The sequence below is a fragment of the Pseudomonas fluorescens genome, from assembly GCF_001307155.1.
GTDB lineage: Bacteria > Pseudomonadota > Gammaproteobacteria > Pseudomonadales > Pseudomonadaceae > Aquipseudomonas > Aquipseudomonas helvetica.
Genome location: NZ_CP012830.1, coordinates 1652688 through 1674702, shown reverse-complemented (window position 1 = coordinate 1674702; position 22015 = coordinate 1652688). Strand labels below are relative to the sequence as shown.

The window sequence follows — 22015 nt, the reverse complement described above, 5'->3', positions numbered from 1 at the left end:
ACCGTTCGCCCACTTAATTGCCGGGCTTGGATGCCATGCCTCATATCCTGATTGTCGAAGACGAAGCGGCAATTGCCGATACGCTGATTTTTGCCTTGCAAGGCGAAGGCTTCACCACCACGTGGTTGAGCCTCGGCGCGGCGGCGCTCGAGCATCAGCGCATGACACCTGCAGACTTGATCATTCTGGATATCGGACTGCCGGATATCAGCGGCTTCGAGACCTGTAAACAGTTGCGGCGCTTCAGCGAAGTGCCGGTGATGTTCCTCAGTGCCCGCGACGGCGAGATCGATCGGGTCGTGGGGCTGGAGATCGGCGCCGACGATTACGTCGTCAAGCCATTCAGCCCTCGGGAAGTCGCGGCGCGAGTCCGGGCGATTCTCAAACGCATGGCGCCGCGCGCGGTGAATGAGTCGTCCAGCGCCGTGTTCCAGGTCGACATTGATCGCGTGCAGATCAGCTATCGCGGTCAACCCCTGGGCCTGACTCGCCACGAGTTTCGTCTGTTGCAGTGTTTGCTGGAGCAACCCGAGCGGGTCTTCAGTCGCGAGCAATTGCTCGATGCGCTGGGAGTCGCCGCCGATGCGGGTTACGAGCGCAGCATCGACAGCCACATCAAAAGCCTGCGCGCCAAGTTGCGTCTGGTGGCTGCCAGTGCGGAGCCGATCCAGACTCACCGTGGCCTCGGTTACAGCTACAGCCCGGGGAATAGCTGATGCCGTTGGGAATCCGGATCTTCCTGGTCTATGTACTGTTCATCGGCCTGACCGGTTACTTCGTGCTCAACACGGTGATGGAGGAAATCCGCCCAGGCGTTCGACAGTCCACCGAAGAAACGCTGGTGGACACCGCCAATCTGATGGCCGAAATCCTGCGCGATGACTTCAAGGCTGGCACCCTCAACCAGAATCGCTGGCCCGAGTTGCTCAAGGCTTACGGCGAGCGGCAGCCGGCGGCGACAATCTGGGGTTTGCCAAAAAATTCGGTCAACCACCGTATCTACGTCACGGATGCCAAGGGCATCGTGGTGCTGGACTCCAGCGGCGTAGCAGTGGGCCAGGACTATTCGCGCTGGAACGATGTGTACCTGACCTTGCGCGGCGAATACGGCGCACGTTCGACCCGCAGCATCGCTGACGATGCCACTTCTTCGGTGATGCACGTTGGCGCGCCGATCCGCGATAACGGGCAGATTATCGGCGTGGTCACCGTGGCCAAGCCCAACAGCTCATTGCAGCCTTACGTCGACCGCACCGAACGTCGATTGCTTTGGTACGGCGCCGGGTTGATCGGCCTCGGCTTGTTGTTCGGTGCGGCGTTGTCCTGGTGGCTGAGTGTCGCATTACGGCAGTTGACCGCTTACGCCCAGGCGGTCAGCGAAGGTCGACGGGCCGAGCTGCCGCACTATCGCGGCGCAGAGCTGGAGCAACTGGCCACGGCGGTGGAGCGCATGCGCACGCAACTGGAAGGCAAGGCTTACGTCGAACGTTATGTGCACACCCTGACCCATGAGTTGAAGAGTCCGTTGGCGGCGATTCGCGGTGCCGCCGAGTTGCTGCAAGGCGAGATGCCGGTGACACAACAACAGCGCTTTGTCCGCAATATCGACAGCGAAAGTGCGCGGATGCAGCAGTTGATCGAGCGCTTGCTGAACCTGGCGCAGGTCGAACAGCGCCAAGGGCTGGAAGAGCGTGTGCCGGTGCCGGTGGCGGCATTGGTCGATGAGTTGCTCAGCGGTCAGCATGCGCGTATCGAGCGCAAGCAGTTGAAGATCGAAAAGCAGATTTCAACCGATCTGGATGTGCTGGGCGAGCCGTTCTTGCTGCGTCAGGCACTGGGCAATCTGTTGGAGAACGCTCTGGATTTCTCCCCGTCCCACGGCGTCTTGCGCTTCACCGCCGAACGGCATGCCGAGCAGGTCGAATTCAAACTGTTCAATCAGGCCGAACCGATTCCGGATTACGCCCTGGGGCGTTTGAGCGAGCGCTTCTATTCACTGCCACGCCCGGACAGTGGACGTAAAAGTACCGGCCTTGGGCTTAACTTCGTTGAAGAAGTAGTCAAGTTGCATGGGGGTGAGTTGCATGTCTGCAATGTGCCGGGTGGCGTCGAGGTGACGCTGCGATTGCCTTCATAAGCTAAAAGATCGCAGCCTGCGATCTTTTGCTTCTCCACACACTCTCCACATTTCCCCCATAAAACCCTCACAGCCATCTTCCAGACTCTCCCTCATTCGAACGGGGAGAGACCCATGAACCGCAGCTTGGCCATAAAACTTAGGGCAATTGCCCTTCTGATTGTGCTGTTGATGATCCCGTTGCTGATGATCGGCGGGGTGATTTTTGACCGCCAGCAACTGCGCAACGGTGTCCTTGAGGACATCGCCCGTAGTTCCAGCTACAGCCAGCAATTGAGCGGGCCGCTGATGGTGGTGCCGTATCGCAAGGTGGTCAGGACCTGGAAAACCAACGAAAAAACCAGCGAGCGTTATCAGGAAACGACTCAGGAACGCGGGCGACTGTATTTCCTTCCTGAACGTTTCGAACTCGATGGTCAGGTTCAAACCGAACTGCGCGCCCGTGGCATTTACGAGGCGCGGCTGTTTCACGCGGATAACCGGATCAGCGGGCACTTTTCTATCCCGGAGTACTTGGGCATCAAGGAGGACTTTTCCGACTACCAGTTTGACCAGCCGTTCCTGGCCGTGGGCATCAGCGATATTCGTGGTATCGAAAACGCCTTGAAGCTTGAACTCGATGACCAACGCCTGGACTTTGTTCCGGGTACGCAAGTGGACTGGCTGGGCGAGGGCGTGCACGCCAGTCTGCCGGTGCTGGATGCGAACAAAGCCACAGAACTGGCCTTCGGTTTTGACCTGCGTCTGCAAGGCACTGGTCAGTTGCAGATCACCCCGGTAGGTAAAACCAGCAAAGTCAGTTTGAAAGCCAACTGGCCGCATCCAAGCTTTATCGGCAACTACCTGCCGGCCCAGCGTGAGATAAGTGCTGAAGGTTTCAGCGCCAATTGGCAGGCCTCGTTCTTTTCCACCAATCTGGAAGAGGCACTCAATAGCTGCTTGTCCCATTCCAGCTGTGAAGAGTTCAAAAGCCGCAGTTTCGGCGTCAGCTTCATCGACCCGGTGGATCAGTACCTCAAAAGCGATCGGGCGATCAAATACGCGCTGCTGTTTATCGTGTTGACCTTTGCCGGGTTCTTTCTCTTCGAAGTGCTGAAAAGCCTCGCGGTGCACCCGGTTCAATACGCTTTGGTGGGCGTGGCGCTGGCGTTCTTCTACCTGCTGTTGTTGTCACTCTCCGAGCACATCGGCTTTGCCCTGGCGTATCTGCTGTCGGCCGCTGCCTGCGTGTTGTTGATCGGTTTTTATGTTTGCCATGTGCTGCGCAGTGCGCGCCACGGGTTGAGTTTTTCGGCGGGATTGGCGGCGCTCTACGGTTTGCTTTACGGCTTGTTGAGTGCCGAGGATTACGCGCTGTTGATGGGCTCGCTGCTGTTGTTCGGCTTGCTGGGCGTGTTTATGGTGCTGACCCGTAAACTCGACTGGTACGGGATTGGTCAGGGCAGGATCGCCAAGCCAGAGGTGGTGTATGAGTAGGTCGCTGGGGTTGCGCGAGGATCAGTTGCAGGGTGAATGGTTGGCGATGCAGATTGCCGGGTTGTTTACGCTGGAGCAGGGTGATGTCCTCATCGGCAAGCCCTGCTCCCTCAGATCAGCCGGTGCTGCTAAACCTTCGGCACGGTTGCCAGCATCGACGGCCGCTGACTTACTTCGGCATACCAGGCGCTGAGTTGTGGATTGCTCTTGCGCCACTCCAGGTCCGGATGACGCAAATCCAGATATCCAAGGGCGCAGGCAACGCTGATGGCCGCGACGTCGAAATGGCTGGTCAGCTCGGCGATGGCGTCGGCTTCCAGCACCGCCAAGGCCCGGCGGATCTTGTCGCGCTGGGCGTCGAGCCACTGGTCCCAGTGTTTCTCCGGGGCGCGCAGGGCGAGTTCATAACGGATCAGCACCGCGGCGTCCATGATCCCGTCGGCCAGTGCGGCCAGGGTCAGGCGCCGCCAGCGCGCCGTGCCTTCACGAGGGATCAGCGGATTACCGACATGTTGCTGATCGAGGTATTCGAGGATCACCCGGCTGTCGTATAACACGTTACCGTCGTCCAGGCGCAGCGCCGGGATCTTGCCCAGCGGGTTGTCCTGGTTCAACGCCGCGTCGGGGCTGACCGGGGTCAGTTGGCTGTGCTGCAGCGCCACGCGGTCCAGTTGACCGGTTTCATGCAGCAGCACCATCACTTTGCGCACGTAAGGCGAAGCAGGGTTGTGGAACAAGGTCATGCTGGGGGCGGACATGGACATTCCTCGGCTGTATTCAGGGAGCATGGGGCAGAGATCTAGCCTAGTAAGTTCCGGCGCGGCTGGCGAGGGTTTAGTGGTGCTGACAAGCTCGCTATCGCGGGCAAGCCTTGCTCCTACAGATTCGCGTGTTGTCTGTAGGAGCAAGGCTTGCCCGCGATGACGTCAGAACAGGCGCTGAACACCTAGAAGGAATGGCTTTGCTGCCGGCGTTTCCACTGGCTTAACCGCTGTTGCAGATTCAGTGGGCTGTGAATCTGCTGCATTCGCGCGCGGTTGAACAGGATCAACACTAACTCAGCCGTGGCCATGGCGTCGGCGCTGGCGTTATGGCGCTCGAAGACTTGCAGCTTGAACCACTTGATCCAGTCGTCCAGCCCGGCTTCGCGGATGTTTGCCTGTGGGCACAGCAGTGGTGCCATGTCGGCCACATCAAGGAAAGGATGCTGCAAGCGATAACCCAGGCTGTCCTTCAAGGCGCGACCGAGCATGTGCTGGTCGAACGGTGCATGAAACGCCAGCAACGGACTGTCACCGACAAACTCCAAGAAATCCAGCAACGCGTCCCGCGGATCGCTGCCAGCGGCAATCGCGCTTGGGCCCAGGCCATGAAGTAACACGCTAGGCCCGAGTTTGTGGCCGTTGCGCTGTAAGGTTCGCTCGAACTGCTGACTGAAATCGATCGCGCCGTCTTCGATCACCACGGCACCGATCGACAGCACCACGTCCTTGTTCAGGTTCAGCCCGGTGGTTTCCAGATCGACCACCACCCAGCGTTGCTCGCGCAGGCTGCATTCGCCCAGCGTCGGGGCGCTTGGCAGTTGGTCCAGGCGCTGTTGCTGCGCAGCGGTCAATGTCGGCCCGGCGGGGCGTAGCCAGGAAAACAGCTTCATAGCTGATACCGCAGGGCCAGGCTGCTTTGCAGGCGTTGGGCCTGGCGCAGGGACTCACGCAGGATTCGCCGGTCCAGATGATTCAAGCTGTCGGGATCGACCCGATTGGAATAGGGCAGGTTCTCACGGGTCTGTCGCTGATGCTGCTGCATGCGGGTTTGCTGGATGAAGTGATAGGCCTCTTCATAGGCCGCACCGTCCAGCGGGTCGATGACTTCTTTGGCCACCAGTTGACGAAAGCGCTCGAGGGTATTGTTGGCCCCGATGCCATGGGCCAGCGCCAATAGCCGAGCACCGTCGACAAACGGAGTCAGCCCTTGGACTTTCAGGTCGAGAGTGGCTTTTTCACCGTTCTTTTTCTCTAGCACAAACTCGCGGAAACGCCCGACAGGCGGCCGTTGGCGCAGGGCGTTCATGGCCAGCATGCGCTGGAACAGCCGATTGTCTGCCACCTGATCGAGAATCGCGCGGCGCAATTGCTCGCAGCCTTGCTCATCGCCCCAGACCACCCGAAGGTCGAAGTAAATGCTCGACCCGAGCAAATTCTCGGGCGTTGCTTCGCGGATAAACGCCGCGAAACGCCGCGCCCATTCGGCACGGGACAAACACAGCTGCGGGTTGCCAGCCATGATATTGCCCTTGCACAGCGTAAAGCCGCAGAGCGCCAGGCTCTGATTGATCTGCTGGGCGATCGGCAACAGCTTGCTGCGAATCTCGGCCGCCTGCACCGCATCGCGCGCTTCGAAGAGAATGCCGTTGTCCTGATCGGTGTGCAGTGTCTGCTCGCGGCGACCTTCGCTGCCGAAGCACAGCCAGCTGAACGGTATGCCGGGGTCGCCTTTATCGGCCAGCGTGAGCTCGATGACCCGGCACACGGTGTGATCGTTGAGCAAGGTGATGATGTGGGTGATTTGGGTCGAGGACGCGCCGTGGGCGAGCATGCGCTCGACCAGTTGGCCGATTTCGCCGCGCATCGCCACCAGGTTTTCCACCCGTGGCGCGCTGCGAATGGTGCGTGCCAAATGCACCAGATCGACGCGTTGCAGGGAAAACAGGTCGCGTTCCGAGACTACACCGCACAACCGTTGGTCCTTGACCAGGCAGACGTGAGCGATGTGCCGCTCGGTCATGGCAATGGCCGCATCGAACGCGCTGTGGTCCGGCGTCAGGAAGAATGGCGCGTGGATCATGTGCCGGTCGATGGGCTGATTGAAGTCACTGGTGCCATCGGCGACCACCTGACGCAAGTCGCGCAGGGTGAAAATTCCCAGCGGGGCTTTCTGCTCATCGACCACCACGATGCTGCCGACCTGCTGCTCGTGCATCAGGGTCACGGCTTCACGCAGTGGGGTCGCAGGGCTACAAGTCACGGGATGGCGCATGGCCAATTCGCCGAGGCGGGTATTGAGCGAGTACTGGGTGCCGAGGGTTTCCACGGCTTTTTGCTGGACCTGCTGATTGACCTGATCCAGCAGGCTGCTGACGCCGCGTAGGGCAAAGTCGCGAAACGTGCTGGAAAGGGCGAACAGCTTGATGAAGGCCTGCTTGTTCAGCTGTAGGCAAAAGGTGTCTTCGGCGGCCAGGTGCTCGGTGCGGGTTGCACGCTCGCCCAGCAGTGCGGCGAGGGGGAAACACTCGCCGGTGGTGATCTCGAAGGTAGTTTCGGTGCCACCCTTGGCCGTGTGCGGACGTTCGCCGACCACCCGGCCCTGTTTGACGATGTAAAAATGCTCAACCGGTCCGTCCGCAGGCTTGATGATGCTCTCGCCCGGGCCGTAGAAGCGCAGTTGGCATTGTTCGACCAGGTAGGCCAGGTGCGCGTGTTCCATCTGGTTGAACGGCGGGAAACGCTGAAGGAACTGCAAGGTGCCCTGGATGTTCTGCAGCACCGCTGTTTTCCCTGCCTGGGTGAAGGCATCCGCTTTACTCATAACCATTACCGCAGTCTTTTTCGATTTGTTGTTGTCGGAGTCACTGCCATGGTCGGCCCCTGCGTGAAGAGTGCCCATTGGACGTAAGTCTAGGTCGTGGTGCAGGAAGCGAAATTTCGGAAATACCCTACGCTAATAATGCGCAAAACCGCTGGTTAGCCCACTTGGAAAACTATTCGGCGAAGCGCACATTTAAGTTCTGCTTAGCGATGTCCGACCATGGTGCTAGGGGATTAATCTGAATATGTAGAGAGATTTATGTCCGACCACGATATTTTGAGCGATGCCGAACGTGAAGCGTTGAGTGCAGTCATGCACGAACCGGACTTGCCAGCACAACGTGTGCTGATTGTCGACGACGATAAGGACACGCGTGAGCTGCTTTCGGAAATTCTTGCGCTTGATGGCATCCGCAGCATGACGGCAGCCAGTGGCGAAAGCGCACTCAAACTGTTGGACTCGAACAAGTCGATCGGGTTGCTCATCACCGATCTGCGAATGCGTCACATCGATGGTCTGGAGCTGGTCCGTGAAGTGCGTGAGTCGGAACGGGCGGCATTGCCGATCATCATCGTTTCCGGTGACGCCAAAGCCCGGGATGTCATTGATGCCATGCACTTGAGCGTGGTGGATTTTCTGCTCAAGCCCATCGATAGCAAAGAGCTGTTGGCATTGGTCAAGCATCAGCTGGGGATGGACATATGAGTCACTGAAAAGATCGCAGCCTGCTTCAAACAAAAAAGCCCTGATCTCTCGATCAGGGCTTTTTCATGTCGCTAACGCTTATTCACAGGCCATTGGCAGCCTTGAACTCGCGGCGACGACGGTGCAGGACCGGCTCGGTGTAGCCGTTCGGCTGCTTGGTGCCTTCGATCACCAGTTCGACCGCTGCCTGGAAGGCGATGTTGCTGTCGAAGTTCGGTGCCAGCGGACGGTACAGCGGGTCGTTGGCGTTCTGGCGGTCAACCACCGGCGCCATGCGCTTGAGGGTTTCCAGCACCTGGGCTTCGCTGACGATGCCATGACGCAGCCAGTTGGCGATGTGCTGGCTGGAGATACGCAGCGTTGCACGGTCTTCCATCAGGCCGACGTCGTTGATGTCCGGCACTTTTGAACAGCCCACGCCCTGGTCGATCCAGCGCACCACATAACCGAGGATGCCCTGGGCGTTGTTGTCCAGTTCATTCTGGATCTGTTCCGCTGTCCAGTTGGGATCGCTTGCCAGCGGGATGGTCAGGATGTCGTCCAGCGATGCGCGAGCGCGCTTGGCCAGTTCGGCCTGACGGGCGAACACGTCAACCTTGTGGTAATGCAGCGCGTGCAGCGCAGCGGCGGTCGGCGAAGGGACCCAGGCGGTGTTGGCACCGGCCAGCGGGTGAGCGATTTTCTGCTCGAGCATGGCAGCCATCAGGTCGGGCATCGCCCACATGCCTTTACCGATTTGCGCGCGACCTTGCAGGCCGGTGCTCAAACCGATGTCGACGTTCCAGTTTTCGTAGGCGCTGATCCACTTTTCAGCCTTCATGTCGGCCTTGCGCACCATCGCGCCGGCTTCCATGGACGTGTGGATTTCATCACCGGTACGGTCGAGGAAGCCGGTGTTGATGAAGACCACGCGCTCGCTGGCAGCCTTGATACAGGCCTTGAGGTTGACCGTGGTACGCCGCTCTTCGTCCATGATGCCGACTTTGAGGGTATTGCGCGGCAGCTCGAGCACGTCTTCGATGCGCCCGAACAGTTCGTTGGTGAACGCCGCTTCTTCCGGACCGTGCATTTTCGGTTTAACGATGTAGACCGAACCGGTACGGCTGTTCTTGCGGGTGGTGTTGCCGTTAAGGCTGTGCAGCGCCGCGAGGTTGGTGACCAGGCCGTCGAGGATACCTTCCGGCACTTCGTTGCCGTTCTTGTCGAGGATCGCGTCGATGGTCATCAAGTGGCCGACATTGCGCACGAACAACAGCGAGCGGCCGTGCAGGCTCAGTTCGCTACCGTCGGGCGCGGTGTAGGTGCGGTCGGCGTTCATGGTGCGGGTAAAGGTCTTGCCACCCTTGGCGACTTCTTCCGACAGATCGCCTTTCATCAGGCCGAGCCAGTTGCGGTAGATCACCACTTTGTCATCGGCATCGACAGCGGCCACGGAGTCTTCGCAGTCCATGATGGTGGTCAGCGCGGCTTCCATCAGGACGTCTTTGACGCCGGCGGCGTCGGTCTGGCCGACCGGTGTGCTGGCGTCGATCTGGATTTCGAAGTGCAGACCGTTGTTTTTCAGCAGGATCGCGGTCGGCGCCGCAGCATCGCCGTGGAAGCCGATCAGCTGTGCGTCGTTGCGCAGGCCGCTGTTGCTGCCACCTTTGAGGCTGACTACCAGTTTGCGATCAACAATCTTGTAGCCGGTGGAATCGACGTGAGAGCCGGCAGCCAATGGCGCGGCTTCGTCGAGGAAGGCGCGGGCGAAGGCGATGACCTTGTCGCCGCGTACCTTGTTGTAGCCTTTGCCTTTTTCCGCACCATCGGCCTCACTGATGGCATCAGTGCCATACAGGGCGTCGTATAACGAACCCCAGCGGGCGTTCGAAGCGTTGAGGGCGAAGCGGGCATTCATCACCGGAACCACCAGTTGTGGACCGGCCATACGGGCGATTTCGTCGTCGACGTTTTGCGTCGTTGCCTGGAAATCGGCCGCTTCTGGCAGCAGATAACCGATGTCTTGCAAGAAGGCCTTATAAGCCACAGCGTCGTGCGCTTGACCTGCACGGGACTGGTGCCAGGCATCAATACGCGCCTGGAGGTCGTCGCGTTTGGCGAGTAGGGCTTTGTTCTTCGGCGCCAGGTCGTGAATGACCTTGTCGGCACCGGCCCAGAACTTGTCGGCGGTGAGGCCGGAACCGGGAATGGCTTCGTTGTTCACGAAGTCGAACAGGACTTTGGCGACCTGCAGGCCACCGACTTGAACGTGTTCAGTCATTGCTTGCCTCACTCTGCTCAGCTATTTCGCTTTTCAGCTCTTCAATTTGACAATGAAGCCTCTGGCCATTTAAACCACAAACCCCTCTACCAGTACATGCCATTGCTGGCGGCTGGGTGGTTCCAATCAACGGCGTAAAGCCTTGCTGACGGGGCTTTGAGGGTTGCGATGGCGCCTGGGCAGACATCGATCCAACGTTATGTAGTGCGCGCTGCGGCATACTACATGATGAATTGCGGTTGTGAAAATTAGACTAATTACGTCGTTTGGCGACCCGGTCAGGCTATCCGGTCACGCCGGGGGACGGGATGTTCTCAAAAAACTATTGGATTGTTCCAGATAAATCTAAAAACTTGTACACATAATATTGAATTCACTGCTATGGAGCTTTGATTTTTTTGCTGCCGCGCTGAATTGGGTCCCTTGCCTATACTTGCCTTTCTATAACAAAAGTCATGACAAGAGGGCTGCGCCATGGACCACCTCGTACTCACCGTATTCGCCCCGGACAAGCCCGGCCAGGTGGAACGCATCGCCCAATGCATTGCCGAGCATGGTGGTAACTGGCTGGAGAGTCGCATGTCACGGATGGCCGGGCAGTTTGCCGGGATCCTTCGGGTTGGCGTGCCAGCCGAGGGCTACGACGAACTGGTCGATGCACTTCAGGCGTTGTCCGCCCAAGGGATTCGGGTGCTGATCGCCGAAAGCAGTATCGAGCAATCCTGCACCTGGAAGCCGATTGCCATGGAGCTGGTCGGTAACGACCGACCAGGAATAGTCCGTGACATCACGCGTTTGTTGAGTGAGCAGGGGGTCAACCTTGAGCGCTTGGTAACCGACGTGCGTCCGGCGCCGATGAGCAGTGAGCCGCTGTTCCACGCCGAAGCGATTCTTGCGGTGCCGCTGACCCTTTCCCTGGACGTGCTGCAGTCGCGGCTGGAGACCCTGGCCGATGATTTGATGGTGGAGTTGGTGCTGCGCAGCGAGCCATGAACGGGTTATCCAAGTAAAGCGTGCACCCGCCTGTGGATAACCTGTAGAGATACGTCGCCAGCCCACGCCGGCCGGGGCTCATCAGTGATTGATCAAAAAACCAGCAGTTTCAAGGGCTTGTGCACAAACGGCGGGGATCACGCTGTGGATAACCTTGGGAAGGATGCTTGCAGGCCACGTCGGTCGTGGCCTGCAAGGGTTTGTACGTTTTTTGATCAGCGGCGGCGACGTAAACTCATCCAGGCGTCGACGCTGTAAACCGCGAGGCCTGCCCAGATAAACATGAAGGCCACCAGCGTGGTGGACGACAGGTGTTCGCCAAACAGCAGTACGGCTTGCAGCAGCACCAGCGTCGGTGCCAGGTATTGCAGGAAGCCGAGGGTGGTGTACGGCAGGTGCCGAGCAGCAGCGTTGAAGCAGACCAGCGGCACCAGCGTTACCGGGCCGGCGGCGACCAGCCACCACGCTTCGGACGTAGTCCAGAACGCTGCTTGCGCGCTGGTAGCGGTTGGGTTGAAGAGCAGCCAGGCAAGGGCAATCGGTACCAGCATCCAGGTTTCCACCACCAGCCCGGGCAATGCTTTGACCGGAGCCTGTTTGCGGATCAATCCGTAGAAGCCGAAGGTCAGCGCCAACACCAGCGACACCCACGGCAGGCTGCCGACTTGCCAGACTTGCTGCGCGACGCCAACGGCGGCCAGCCCGACGGCGACCCACTGCAGGCGTCTCAAGCGTTCGCCAAGGATCAGCATGCCCAGCAGCACGTTCACCAGCGGGTTGATGTAGTAACCGAGGCTGGCCTCAAGCATGCGTCCGTTATTCACCGCCCAGACGTAGGTCAGCCAGTTAGCGGCAATCAATGTGCCGCTCAGCGCAAGGACTGCCAGCCGCCGCGGGTTCTCGCGCAGTTCACGCCACCAGCCCGGATGCTTCCAGACCATCAGCAGCAAGGCGCCGAACAGCGCTGACCAAAGTACCCGGTGGATGATGATTTCTACGGCAGGTACGTCAGCGATGGCTTTGAAGTAGAGCGGGAATAATCCCCAGATGATGTAGGCACTCAGGCCCAATATGTACCCGCGACGCAGGTTGGCGGCTTGCATGCAGAATCCTTGCTTAGGCAGCTAACAAAGGGGGGATTGTAAGGAGATTTGACCGGGTGTGTCCCGTTTGCTTTGGTGTAGGAGCGAGGCTTGCCCGCGATGAACGATGACGCGGTCTGTCAGATTGACCGCGTCGTGCCCATCGCGGGCAAGAGCTAGGCGCCCCCCCGCTCCTACAGGGACCGTGGTGGATCAGAACAACTTCAACGGTTCTTCGTTGAGGGCCGCCAGTTGCTCACGTAATGCGAGCACCTGGTCGCCCCAATAACGTTCGGTGCCAAACCACGGAAAGCTGTGGGGGAACGCCGGGTCATCCCAACGACGGGCCAGCCACGCGCTGTAATGCATCAGGCGCAGGGCACGCAGTGGTTCGATCAGCGCCAGTTCACGGGGGTTGAAGTCGTGGAACTCGCTGTAGCCGTCCATCAGTTCCGACAACTGACCGAGACATTCCTGACGATCGCCGGCGAGCATCATCCACAGGTCCTGCACTGCCGGCCCCATTCGACAGTCGTCGAGGTCGACGATGTGGAACATCTCGTCACGGCACATCATGTTGCCGGGGTGGCAATCGCCGTGCATGCGGATGTTCTGGTGCGGCGTGTCTTTGTAGACCTCTTCCACACGCTTGAGCAGGTCGCGGGCGACTGACTCGTAAGCGGGCAGCAAGCTGCGCGGTATGAAGTTGCCTTCGAGCAAGGTGGTCAGCGAATCATGGCCGAAGTTTTTGACGCCCAACGCTTCGCGGTGTTCGAAGGGGCGGGTAGCGCCCACTGCGTGCAAGCGGCCAAGCAATTGCCCCAAACGGTAGAGCTGATCGAGATTGCCCGGCTCCGGCGCACGACCGCCCCGGCGCGGGAACAGGGTGAAGCGGAAGCCGGCGTGTTCGTGCAGGCTTTCACCGTTGTGAATCAACGGCGCAACGACAGGCACCTCGCACTCGGCGAGTTCGAAGGTGAAGCGGTGCTCTTCGAGAATGGCAGCGTTGGTCCAGCGTTGCGGACGGTAGAACTTGGCAATCAGCGGTTCGCCATCTTCGATGCCAACCTGATAGACACGGTTTTCATAGCTGTTGAGCGCAAGGACACGGGCGTCGCTGAGAAAGCCGATGCTTTCTACGGCGTCGAGCACCAGATCGGGGGTAAGTGTTTCAAACGGGTGAGACATGCTGACTCCTGCGCGCAGCAGGCTGCCGCGTCCGGCCAAACATGGTAGCGCAGAAGGGGCGACTTTAGTGGTTGGGCTTGAGATGAGTGTTGTTTTACTGACGCCATCGCGGGCAAGCCTTGCTCCTACAGGATCGGCGCAATTTTAAAAATGGCGCATGACCTGTAGGAGCAAGGCTTGCCCGCGATGAGGGCCTGTCAGGCGCCGACGATCCCGCCGTCTACTCGGGTAATCGCCATCACCGAGGAGCGCGGCTTGCCGTTCGGCAAATGCTCGGGGAAGGTTGACCCGCCGTTTTCCCCCGGATGCTGAATGCCGACAAACAAGGTCTTCTGGTCCGGCGAAAAGCTGATGCCGGTCACTTCGCAGCCCACCGGGCCGACCATGAATCGGCGGATTTCACCCGTCGCAGGATCGGCACAGAGCATCTGGTTGTTGCCCATACCGGCGAAATCGCCGGCGTTGCTGTAGTCCCCGTCGCTGAGAATCCACAGGCGACCGGCCTTGTCGAATCCCAAGCCATCCGGGCTGTTAAACATGTTGTCTGCTGTGATGTTCGACGAGCCGGCTTTCGCTGTGCCGGCGTGCACGGTCGGGTTGCCTGCCACCACGAACAGATCCCAGCCGAATGTCAGCGATGCGTGGTCATCGCGATCAGTGCGCCAGCGCAGGATTTGCCCATAGACGTTTTTCTCCCGTGGGTTCGGCCCGCCCACCGGTTGCCCGTCTTCGCCGCGCTTGGCGTTGTTGGTCAGGGTGCAATAGACCTGGCCGTCTTGCGGGCTGACCACGATCCACTCTGGACGGTCCATGCGCGTGGCGCCGACGACGCTGGCGGCTAGGCGCGCGTGAATCAGCACCTCGGCCTGATCGGCAAAACCGCTGCCGGCGTCGATACCGTTCTTGCCATGAGTCAGCTCGATCCACTGGCCCTGACCTTTTGGATGGTCGGGGTTGCTGTCGCCGGCATCGAAACGTGCGACGTACAACGTGCCGTGATCCAGCAGGTCATGGTTGGCTTTGGGTGTTGCGTGATTGATCTTGTCGCGGCTGACGAATTTGTAGATGAACTCGCCGCGCTCATCGTCGCCCATGTAGACCACCGCGCGACCGTCGTGGGTCTCGGCCAGGGCCGCGTTTTCGTGTTTGAAACGGCCCAGGGCCGTGCGCTTGACCGGGGTCGATTGCGGGTCGAACGGGTCGATTTCCACCACCCAACCGTGACGGTTGAGTTCGTTGGGGTTTTTCGCCAGGTCAAAACGTGGGTCGTGTTGGTGCCAATTAATCTCTTTGCTGGCGACCGATGCGCCATAGCGCTTTTGTGCGGCGTCGAACTTGTGCTCGGGATTGCTGCTGCCAAAGCAGTCGGTGAAGTTCTCTTCACAGGTCAGATAAGTACCCCAAGGCGTCTTGCCATTGGCGCAGTTCTGGAAGGTTCCGAACACTTTTTTGCCGGTCTTGTCAGCGGCGGTTTTCATCAGCTCATGGCCAGCCGCCGGACCGCTCAACTGCAGCGGCGCGTTGCCGTGGATTCGGCGGTTGTAGCGCGAGCCCTGAACGAATTGCCAGTGGCCATTTTTACGCTGGACTTCGATTACCGATACGCCTTCGCAGGCCAGCGCTTTGCGCACTTCTTCGGCCGACTGCGGCATGCCGCCATGGGCGTAGAGGTAGCGATAGTTGGTGTATTCGTTGTTGATCGCCATCAGCGCGCGATTGTCGTCGCCGGGGAAAGCGAACAGGCTCATGCCATCGTTGTTGTCGCCGAACTGGACTTCCTGGGCCAGGGCGCTGCCATTGCCACTCGGGTCAAAGGCCGGGCCGTCCTTGTGCAGCGGCTGGCCCCAACTGATCAGCACCGAGGACTTGTAACCCGGCGGCAGGGTGATGGTGTCGCTGGTGGCGGCTGCAATGCTGTCGAAACCCAGCAATTTGCTCGAAGCTGCGCTGACACTGGCGGCCAGAACGCTACGGCTCAGCAGGTTGCCACCGAGGAACATCGCCGCACCGCAAAGGGCGCCGGCGCTGATAAAACCACGACGACTGAGGCCGACGATTTTTTCGAGGTCGGTGGCTTGGTTTTCTTCTAATAGGCTCATATCAGGCTCCCTGCTGGTTTTTGCAGCCACCTTAAGGAGCGTCTATGACACAAATGTTGCAGTTTTGATCGGGAAGAGCACAGACCTGTAGCAGCTGCCGAAGGCTGCGTTCGGTGGCGAAGCCGCCGCAAAAAACTGACACCGCGATTCTGAGTCTTTATTTGAGTAGAGAGTATTGCGACTGCTTCGCAGCCGAACGCAGCCTTCGGCAGCTGCTACAGAAAGCGCGGCAGGCCTGATTTAGAGCGGTGTTCCGAGCAAAACGTTGGAGGGCGAGAACTGCACCTGAACGGCTTTTTCGGCGCTCAAACCCAGGGTTTTGAGGTGCTGCGGCTCGGCCAGCGCGCATAGCGTCTGACCATTGGGCAGGGCGATTCGGACTTCGCTGGGGCCATCTTCGGCGTCGAGAATCTCCTCGACAGTGCCCTTCAGACAATTGTGTCCGGGTGTTGCAAGTTGTCCTGTGCTGAGCAAATCGAGCCAGCCAGCCTTGATCAGCGCCACCACCTCAGTGCCCGTTTCCAGTTCCAGGCGCAGGGTGCTGTCGTGGGTTATTTGCGCCTGAATGATCAGCCCCTCAGCCAGTTCCAGGCTGATCAGATCGTTACGACCGTGAGTGTCGATGGCTGCAACGGTGCCATGCAGCTGATTGCGCGCGCTGGTCCTGAGCATCAGGCGCCCGAGCAAGTCGAGGTCACTGGCGTCTTCGGCAGCTTCCAGCACCTGTGCCTGTAAGGCTTGCAGGCGCTGATAAAGTCGCAGCACCCGTTCACCTTCACTGGACAGTTTTGCGCCACCACCGCCCTTGCCGCCGACGCTGCGTTCCACCAGCGGTTTCTGCGCCAGATTGTTCAACTCATCGATCGCATCCCACGCGGCTTTGTAGCTCAGCCCGGCACTTTTCGCGGCGCGGGTGATCGAGCCTTGTTCGGCGATGTGTTGCAGCAAGGCAATGCGCTGCGGACGACGGACGATGTGTTGGGACAACAAAGTAGGCAAGGACATGGCAAGGGGCTGCGAGAGGGTAGTGATGGATTGGGACGTTGGCGGCTTGGCGCGTGAGAGTCAAGTCAGCTCCCCGGGTTTTGGCGTGCGCGCCAGGCAATAAACGTCGACCCGTGCCGCGCCCGCCCCGATCAGCAAGCGTGCCAGGCTTTGCGCGGTGGCGCCGGTGGTCAGCACGTCGTCGACCAGCGCCAGGTGGCGGCCCTTGATGTGCGCACCCGGCATCAGTGCGAAAGCGCTGAGCAGGTTCTGTTTGCGCGCCTTGGCGTCCAGATCCTGTTGCGCAGTGGTGTCCTGGATGCGTAGCAGCAGGTTTGCGTCGCAGTCGATCTTCAGGCTGTCGCTGAGCCAGCCGGCGAGCATCGCTGCCTGGTTATAACCCCGCTCACGCAGCCGTTTGCGGGCCAAGGGCACCGCTACCAATGAGTCGGGGCGTTTGAGGCCTTCATCGAAGCGATGTTGCAGGAATTGAGCAAGAAGTTCGGCAAGCAGGCGACCATACGGCCACTTTGCCGCGTGCTTGAAACGGGTGATCAAACTGTCGAGCGGGAAGCTGTAGGTCCAGGGGGCGATCACCTGCTCGAAGGCCGGCGGGTCCTTCAAGCACTGGCCGCAGGTGAGGCCGGCCACGGGCAACGGCAGGGCGCAGGTCTGGCAATGATCGCCGAGCCAGGGCAACTCGGTTTCACAGGAAGTACAAATCGGTTGAGGCGTGTCAGACAGTTCATCGCAAAGCAAACAGATCTGTTCAATTTTTGACCAGATGTAAACCGACCCTTTGTATCGTGGTTGACAGCGCATGGCTCTTCCTTAAATATGCCGAACATCCGTGTCGCGTCTGTGGATATTCCGTTCCACAGTCGCTTGCCAAGCATAAACAAGGAAACGCCCATGAGCGCCAGCACCACTGCAAACCTGCGTCATGACTGGTCTTTGGCCGAAGTCAAAGCACTCTTCGTTCAGCCATTCAACGACCTGTTGTTCCAGGCGCAGACGGTGCACCGCGCGCACTTCGACGCCAATCGCGTCCAGGTGTCGACCCTGCTGTCGATCAAAACCGGCGCGTGCCCTGAAGATTGCAAATATTGTCCGCAGTCCGGTCACTACAACACCGGTCTGGAAAAAGAAAAGCTGATGGAAGTGCAGAAGGTCCTCGAAGAGGCTGCTCGCGCCAAGGCCATCGGTTCGACCCGTTTCTGCATGGGCGCCGCCTGGAAGCATCCGTCGGCCAAAGACATGCCGTATGTGCTGGAGATGGTCAAGGGCGTGAAGGCCATGGGCCTGGAAACCTGCATGACCCTCGGCCGTCTCGATCAGGACCAGACCGTAGCCCTGGCCGAAGCCGGCCTCGATTACTACAACCACAACCTTGATACCTCGCCGGAGTTCTACGGCAGCATCATCACCACCCGCACCTACAGCGAGCGCCTGCAAACCCTGGCGTATGTTCGTGATTCGGGGATGAAGATCTGCTCGGGCGGTATTCTCGGTATGGGCGAGTCCCTCGACGACCGCGCCAACCTGCTGATCCAGCTGGCCAACCTGCCGGAGCACCCGGAGTCGGTGCCGATCAACATGCTGGTGAAAGTCGCCGGTACGCCGCTGGAAAATGCCGACGATATCGACCCGTTCGACTTCATCCGCATGCTCGCCGTCGCCCGTATCCTGATGCCGAAATCCCACGTACGCCTGTCCGCCGGCCGCGAAGCGATGAACGAGCAGATGCAGGCCCTGGCGTTCTTCGCCGGTGCCAACTCGATTTTCTACGGTGAGAAACTGCTGACTACCGCCAACCCGCAGGCTGACAAGGACATGCAACTGTTCTCGCGCCTCGGCATCCTCCCGGAAGCGCGCGAAGAGCACGCCGACGAAGTGCATCAGGCGGCCATTGAGCAAGCGCTGGTCGAGCAGAAAAGCAGCGAGCAGTTCTACAACGCTGCTGTTTGACCCTATGCCATTCTTGTAGGAGCAACGCTTGCTCGCGATCGAATCGCCGGGTCATTCGGACAGACCGAGGCGTATGAATCGCGAGCAAGCTTAGCTCCTACGGGGGATGCCCCATTTCCACTCGCGAGGCCTGCATGTCTTTCGATCTCGCCACACGTCTCGCTGCCCGTCGTGCCGAAAATCTCTATCGCCAGCGTCCCTTGCTGGAAACCCCACAAGGTCCGCAAGTGGTGGTCGATGGCCAGCCATTGCTGGCGTTCTGTAATAACGACTACCTGGGCCTGGCCAATCATCCCCAAGTGATTGAAGCCTTGCGTGCCGGTGCCGCCCGCTGGGGTGTCGGTGGCGGTGCTTCGCACTTGGTGATCGGCCATAGCAGCCCGCATCACGCGCTCGAAGAAGCCTTGGCCGACCTGACAGGGCGCCCGCGTGCTCTGCTGTTTACCACCGGCTACATGGCTAACCTGGGTGCGGTCACGGCGCTGGTCGGGCAGGGCGACACGGTGCTCGAAGACCGGCTCAATCATGCATCGCTACTGGATGCCGGGCTGTTGTCGGGCGCACGTTTCAATCGCTATTTACACAACGATGCCGTCAGTCTCGCCAAACGTCTGGAGAAGGCTACCGGCAATACGCTGGTGGTGACCGACGGGGTGTTCAGCATGGACGGCGACATCGCCGACCTGCCGGCGCTGGCTCGCGAGGCCAAGGCCAAAGGCGCGTGGCTGATGGTCGATGATGCCCACGGCTTTGGTCCCTTGGGCGCCAATGGCGGTGGAGTCGTCGAGCACTTCGGTTTGAGTCTGGAGGATGTGCCGGTATTGGTCGGTACCTTGGGCAAAGCGTTCGGCACCGCAGGCGCGTTTGTCGCGGGCAGCGATGACCTGATCGAAAGCCTGATCCAGTTCGCCCGGCCATACATCTACACCACCAGCCAGCCACCGGCGCTGGCGTGTGCGACCCTGAAAAGTCTTGAGTTGCTGCGCAGCGAACATTGGCGACGCGAGCACTTGAACGTGCTGATCCGCCAATTCCGAAAAGGCGCCGAGCAGATGGGTCTGGAGTTGATGGATAGCGCTACGCCGATCCAGCCGATCATGATTGGCGACGCCGGGAGCGCAGTGCTTTTTTCGCAGATGCTGCGTCAGCGCGGGCTGATGGTGACCGCGATCCGCCCACCCACCGTGCCAGCCGGCAGTGCACGTTTGCGCGTGACCCTGACAGCGGCGCACAGCGAAGCGCAGGTGCAGCTATTGTTAGAAGGTCTGGCCGATTGTCTTCAGCAACTGGGAGCGGAGTCGAACCATGCGTGATCGTCTGATTCTGTTGCCCGGTTGGGGACTCGGCATTTCGCCGCTGGAGCCTTTGGCTGCAGCCTTGCAAGGGTTGGACGAACACCTGCGCGTCGAGATCGAACCGCTGCCGGAACTGGAGTCGAGCGACCTCGAAGAATGGCTAGACGAACTGGATTCGACCTTGCCCAAAGATTCCTGGCTCGGCGGCTGGTCGCTCGGCGGGATGCTCGCCTCAGAGCTTGCTGCTCGACGTGGCGAACGTTGCTGCGGTTTGCTGACGCTGGCGAGTAACCCCTCTTTTGTGGCGCATGCCGAGTGGTCGAGCGCCATGCCGGGCGAGACCTTCGATGCGTTTCTGGCCGGGTGCAGCGCGGACCCGCGCATGACCCTCAAGCGCTTCAGCCTGCTCTGCGCCCAAGGTGCCGAAGACCCACGCGGGTTGTCGCGCCTGTTGCTGGCGGGTGCGCCGAATACCCCGCAGGCACAGTTGATGAGCGGGCTGGAAGTGCTTGCTCAACTGGATAACCGGCAAGCCTTGCAGGCCTTTCGAGGTCCGCAGCTGCATCTGTTCGCCGGGCTTGACGGGTTGGTTCCGGCCGAAGCTGCCGGTGAGTTGCTGGCGTTACTCCCCGATGTCGAAATTGGTCTGATTGAACAGGCCAGTCACGCGTTTCTTCTGGAAGATCCCCACGGTGTGGCGGGGGCTATCCAGGCCTTTTTGCATGAGTCCGGTGATGACTGATTTAGCCCTTCCCAGCCTGCCCGGAGGCTTGCCCGACAAGCGTCAGGTCGCGGCATCCTTTTCCCGTGCAGCGGCCAGCTATGACAGCGTTGCCGAATTGCAGCGGGCTGTCGGCAGTGAATTGCTGGGGCGTTTGCCGGCAGATCGATCACCCGCTCGCTGGCTGGATCTGGGGTGTGGCACTGGGTATTTCAGTCGTGTGCTGGGTGAGCGCTTCCACGCCAGCGAAGGGCTGGCGCTGGATATCGCGCAAGGCATGCTCAAGCACGCGCGGCCCTTGGGCGGTGCGACACATTTCATTGCCGGCGATGCCGAGCGCTTGCCGTTGCAGGACGCAAGCTGCGACCTGGTGTTTTCCAGCCTGGCGGTACAGTGGTGCGCCGATTTCAGGGCGGTGCTGAGCGAGGCCAATCGGGTTCTGAAACCTGGCGGTGTGTTGGCGTTTGCCAGTCTTTGCGTGGGTACGCTGTATGAGTTGCGCGACAGTTGGCGTCAGGTCGATGGCCTGGTGCACGTCAATCGCTTCCGTGAGTTCAGCACGTATCAACAACTGTGTGTGGCCAGCGGCATGAACGTGATCAGTCTGCAAAGTTGCCCGCACGTACTGCATTACCCGGATGTGCGTAGCCTGACTCACGAACTCAAGGCCTTGGGTGCGCATAATCTCAATCCTGGTCGGCCGGGCGGGCTGACAGGGCGGGCGCGGATCATGGGGTTGATCGACGCCTATGAGCAATTTCGTCAGGCGCAAGGGCTGCCCGCGACTTATCAGGTGGTTTACGCCGTGTTGGAGAAGCCACTATGAGCGCAGCCTATTTCATCACTGGTACCGATACCGACGTCGGCAAGACCACCATCGCCGCCGGCCTGTTACACGCCGCGCGGTTGGCGGGGTTGAGTACGGCGGCCGGGAAACCCGTGGCCTCTGGCTGCGAGGTGACACCCAAAGGATTGCGTAATGCCGACGCGTTGGCGCTGTTGGCGCAATGTTCGTTGCCGCTGACCTATGCCGAGGTCAATCCGGTGGCCTTCGAGCCGGCCATTGCACCGCATCTGGCAGCACGTGAGGCGGGTTTCGCACTGACGGTCCAGTCGTTGCTGGTGCCGATGCGGCACATAGTGGACATGCAGGCCGATTTCACCTTGATCGAAGGTGCGGGTGGCTGGCGGGTGCCGTTGGCTGATCAGGACAATCTCTCTGATCTGGCAATGGCGCTGGGATTGCCGGTGATTCTGGTGGTGGGTGTGCGTCTGGGCTGCATCAATCACGCGTTGCTGACAGCCGAGGCGATTGCCCGGGACGGTTTGCAACTGGCGGGTTGGGTGGCCAATATCATTGACCCCAAGACGTCGCGGCTGGAAGAGAACCTCGCCACGCTGGCAGAACGGCTGCCGGCACCGTGTCTGGGGCGGGTGCCGAAACTCAAACTGGTCACGGCAGAAGCGGTGGCGGAGCATCTTCAGCTGGATTTGCTGGACTAGGTTTTACCTATGACAAGGC

General features: G+C 59.9%; 19 protein-coding genes. 10 read left to right on the top strand and 9 right to left on the bottom strand.

The annotated features are described in order from the left end of the window. The first annotated feature begins 35 nt into the window (after positions 1–35). From creB to creD, 3 genes are all read left to right on the top strand, one after another. Positions 36–716, top strand: a complete 681-nt coding sequence (creB, locus tag AO353_RS07595; RefSeq protein WP_054594359.1) for a two-component system response regulator CreB — start codon at positions 36–38, stop codon at positions 714–716. Continuing rightward, positions 716–2137: a two-component system sensor histidine kinase CreC gene (gene creC, locus AO353_RS07590; protein ID WP_054594358.1), complete on the top strand. Its 1422-nt coding sequence runs from the start codon at positions 716–718 to the stop codon at positions 2135–2137. Before creB ends, creC begins: the two co-directional genes overlap by 1 nt. A gap of 114 nt (positions 2138–2251) precedes the next feature. Beyond that, entirely contained in the window at positions 2252–3613 is a 1362-nt protein-coding gene (gene creD / locus AO353_RS07585; protein WP_054594357.1) for a cell envelope integrity protein CreD, read from the top strand. A gap of 128 nt (positions 3614–3741) precedes the next feature. Here the strand turns inward: creD and AO353_RS07580 are convergent, their stop codons facing one another. From AO353_RS07580 to AO353_RS07570, 3 genes are all read right to left on the bottom strand, one after another. Next, complete coding sequence (locus AO353_RS07580) at positions 3742–4371, bottom strand: glutathione S-transferase (RefSeq protein WP_054594356.1); 630 nt, start codon at positions 4369–4371, stop codon at positions 3742–3744. A 188-nt stretch (positions 4372–4559) separates the two neighbouring features. Beyond that, positions 4560–5267 (bottom strand): PolC-type DNA polymerase III, encoded by a 708-nt coding sequence (locus AO353_RS07575; RefSeq protein ID WP_054594355.1) that lies wholly within the window; start codon positions 5265–5267, stop codon positions 4560–4562. Then, positions 5264–7204: a putative nucleotidyltransferase substrate binding domain-containing protein gene (locus tag AO353_RS07570; RefSeq protein WP_054598194.1), complete on the bottom strand. Its 1941-nt coding sequence runs from the start codon at positions 7202–7204 to the stop codon at positions 5264–5266. The genes AO353_RS07575 and AO353_RS07570 overlap by 4 nt, the downstream gene beginning before the upstream one ends. A gap of 252 nt (positions 7205–7456) precedes the next feature. Between AO353_RS07570 and AO353_RS07565 the strand changes: the two genes are divergently transcribed. Beyond that, positions 7457–7903: a response regulator gene (locus tag AO353_RS07565; protein WP_054594354.1), complete on the top strand. Its 447-nt coding sequence runs from the start codon at positions 7457–7459 to the stop codon at positions 7901–7903. 82 nt (positions 7904–7985) lie between these two features. Here AO353_RS07565 and AO353_RS07560 read toward each other — a convergent pair whose 3' ends face one another. Next, positions 7986–10163 (bottom strand): malate synthase G, encoded by a 2178-nt coding sequence (locus tag AO353_RS07560; RefSeq protein WP_054594353.1) that lies wholly within the window; start codon positions 10161–10163, stop codon positions 7986–7988. 474 nt (positions 10164–10637) lie between these two features. Here AO353_RS07560 and AO353_RS07555 point away from each other — a divergent pair, with 474 nt between their 5' ends. After that, entirely contained in the window at positions 10638–11156 is a 519-nt protein-coding gene (locus AO353_RS07555; RefSeq protein ID WP_019693970.1) for a glycine cleavage system protein R, read from the top strand. Positions 11157–11371: 215 nt separating this feature from the next. Here the strand turns inward: AO353_RS07555 and rarD are convergent, their stop codons facing one another. From rarD to AO353_RS07530, 5 genes are all read right to left on the bottom strand, one after another. Beyond that, positions 11372–12259 carry an EamA family transporter RarD gene (rarD, locus tag AO353_RS07550; protein ID WP_054594352.1) on the bottom strand — a complete coding sequence of 296 codons (888 nt, stop codon included), beginning with the start codon at positions 12257–12259 and terminating at the stop codon, positions 11372–11374. 192 nt (positions 12260–12451) lie between these two features. Continuing rightward, positions 12452–13426 (bottom strand): serine/threonine protein kinase, encoded by a 975-nt coding sequence (locus tag AO353_RS07545; protein ID WP_019693968.1) that lies wholly within the window; start codon positions 13424–13426, stop codon positions 12452–12454. Between the two features lie 197 nt (positions 13427–13623). Next, entirely contained in the window at positions 13624–15525 is a 1902-nt protein-coding gene (locus AO353_RS07540; protein WP_054594351.1) for a PhoX family protein, read from the bottom strand. Positions 15526–15765: 240 nt separating this feature from the next. Further along, the gene (locus AO353_RS07535) at positions 15766–16530 is read right to left on the bottom strand and encodes a TOBE domain-containing protein (RefSeq protein WP_054594350.1); all 765 of its coding nucleotides are present in this window, start codon (positions 16528–16530) and stop codon (positions 15766–15768) included. Between the two features lie 60 nt (positions 16531–16590). After that, complete coding sequence (locus AO353_RS07530; protein WP_054594349.1) at positions 16591–17331, bottom strand: ComF family protein; 741 nt, start codon at positions 17329–17331, stop codon at positions 16591–16593. Between the two features lie 90 nt (positions 17332–17421). On the opposite strand from AO353_RS07530, the gene bioB reads away from it, so the two are divergent. The 5 genes from bioB (at position 17422) to bioD (ending at position 21996) form a co-directional block, all read left to right on the top strand. Continuing rightward, positions 17422–18477 carry a biotin synthase BioB gene (gene bioB, locus AO353_RS07525; RefSeq protein WP_054594348.1) on the top strand — a complete coding sequence of 352 codons (1056 nt, stop codon included), beginning with the start codon at positions 17422–17424 and terminating at the stop codon, positions 18475–18477. 134 nt (positions 18478–18611) lie between these two features. After that, entirely contained in the window at positions 18612–19790 is a 1179-nt protein-coding gene (bioF, locus tag AO353_RS07520; protein WP_054594347.1) for an 8-amino-7-oxononanoate synthase, read from the top strand. Beyond that, on the top strand, positions 19783–20514 hold the full coding sequence (locus tag AO353_RS07515; protein WP_054594346.1) for an alpha/beta fold hydrolase: 732 nt from the start codon (positions 19783–19785) through the stop codon (positions 20512–20514). The genes bioF and AO353_RS07515 overlap by 8 nt, the downstream gene beginning before the upstream one ends. After that, positions 20507–21319 (top strand): malonyl-ACP O-methyltransferase BioC, encoded by an 813-nt coding sequence (gene bioC / locus AO353_RS07510; RefSeq protein ID WP_054594345.1) that lies wholly within the window; start codon positions 20507–20509, stop codon positions 21317–21319. Before AO353_RS07515 ends, bioC begins: the two co-directional genes overlap by 8 nt. Continuing rightward, positions 21316–21996 carry a dethiobiotin synthase gene (bioD, locus tag AO353_RS07505; RefSeq protein ID WP_054594344.1) on the top strand — a complete coding sequence of 227 codons (681 nt, stop codon included), beginning with the start codon at positions 21316–21318 and terminating at the stop codon, positions 21994–21996. Before bioC ends, bioD begins: the two co-directional genes overlap by 4 nt. Positions 21997–22015 lie beyond the last annotated feature (19 nt).

Coding starts and splice junctions, on each gene's coding strand:
- creB (WP_054594359.1), top strand. CDS start 36: ATGCCTCATATCCTGATTGTCGAAGACGAAGCGGCAATTGCCGATACG.
- creC (WP_054594358.1), top strand. CDS start 716: ATGCCGTTGGGAATCCGGATCTTCCTGGTCTATGTACTGTTCATCGGC.
- creD (WP_054594357.1), top strand. CDS start 2,252: ATGAACCGCAGCTTGGCCATAAAACTTAGGGCAATTGCCCTTCTGATT.
- AO353_RS07580 (WP_054594356.1), bottom strand. CDS start 4,371: ATGTCCGCCCCCAGCATGACCTTGTTCCACAACCCTGCTTCGCCTTAC.
- AO353_RS07575 (WP_054594355.1), bottom strand. CDS start 5,267: ATGAAGCTGTTTTCCTGGCTACGCCCCGCCGGGCCGACATTGACCGCT.
- AO353_RS07570 (WP_054598194.1), bottom strand. CDS start 7,204: ATGGTTATGAGTAAAGCGGATGCCTTCACCCAGGCAGGGAAAACAGCG.
- AO353_RS07565 (WP_054594354.1), top strand. CDS start 7,457: ATGTCCGACCACGATATTTTGAGCGATGCCGAACGTGAAGCGTTGAGT.
- AO353_RS07560 (WP_054594353.1), bottom strand. CDS start 10,163: ATGACTGAACACGTTCAAGTCGGTGGCCTGCAGGTCGCCAAAGTCCTG.
- AO353_RS07555 (WP_019693970.1), top strand. CDS start 10,638: ATGGACCACCTCGTACTCACCGTATTCGCCCCGGACAAGCCCGGCCAG.
- rarD (WP_054594352.1), bottom strand. CDS start 12,259: ATGCAAGCCGCCAACCTGCGTCGCGGGTACATATTGGGCCTGAGTGCC.
- AO353_RS07545 (WP_019693968.1), bottom strand. CDS start 13,426: ATGTCTCACCCGTTTGAAACACTTACCCCCGATCTGGTGCTCGACGCC.
- AO353_RS07540 (WP_054594351.1), bottom strand. CDS start 15,525: ATGAGCCTATTAGAAGAAAACCAAGCCACCGACCTCGAAAAAATCGTC.
- AO353_RS07535 (WP_054594350.1), bottom strand. CDS start 16,530: ATGTCCTTGCCTACTTTGTTGTCCCAACACATCGTCCGTCGTCCGCAG.
- AO353_RS07530 (WP_054594349.1), bottom strand. CDS start 17,331: ATGCGCTGTCAACCACGATACAAAGGGTCGGTTTACATCTGGTCAAAA.
- bioB (WP_054594348.1), top strand. CDS start 17,422: ATGAGCGCCAGCACCACTGCAAACCTGCGTCATGACTGGTCTTTGGCC.
- bioF (WP_054594347.1), top strand. CDS start 18,612: ATGTCTTTCGATCTCGCCACACGTCTCGCTGCCCGTCGTGCCGAAAAT.
- AO353_RS07515 (WP_054594346.1), top strand. CDS start 19,783: ATGCGTGATCGTCTGATTCTGTTGCCCGGTTGGGGACTCGGCATTTCG.
- bioC (WP_054594345.1), top strand. CDS start 20,507: ATGACTGATTTAGCCCTTCCCAGCCTGCCCGGAGGCTTGCCCGACAAG.
- bioD (WP_054594344.1), top strand. CDS start 21,316: ATGAGCGCAGCCTATTTCATCACTGGTACCGATACCGACGTCGGCAAG.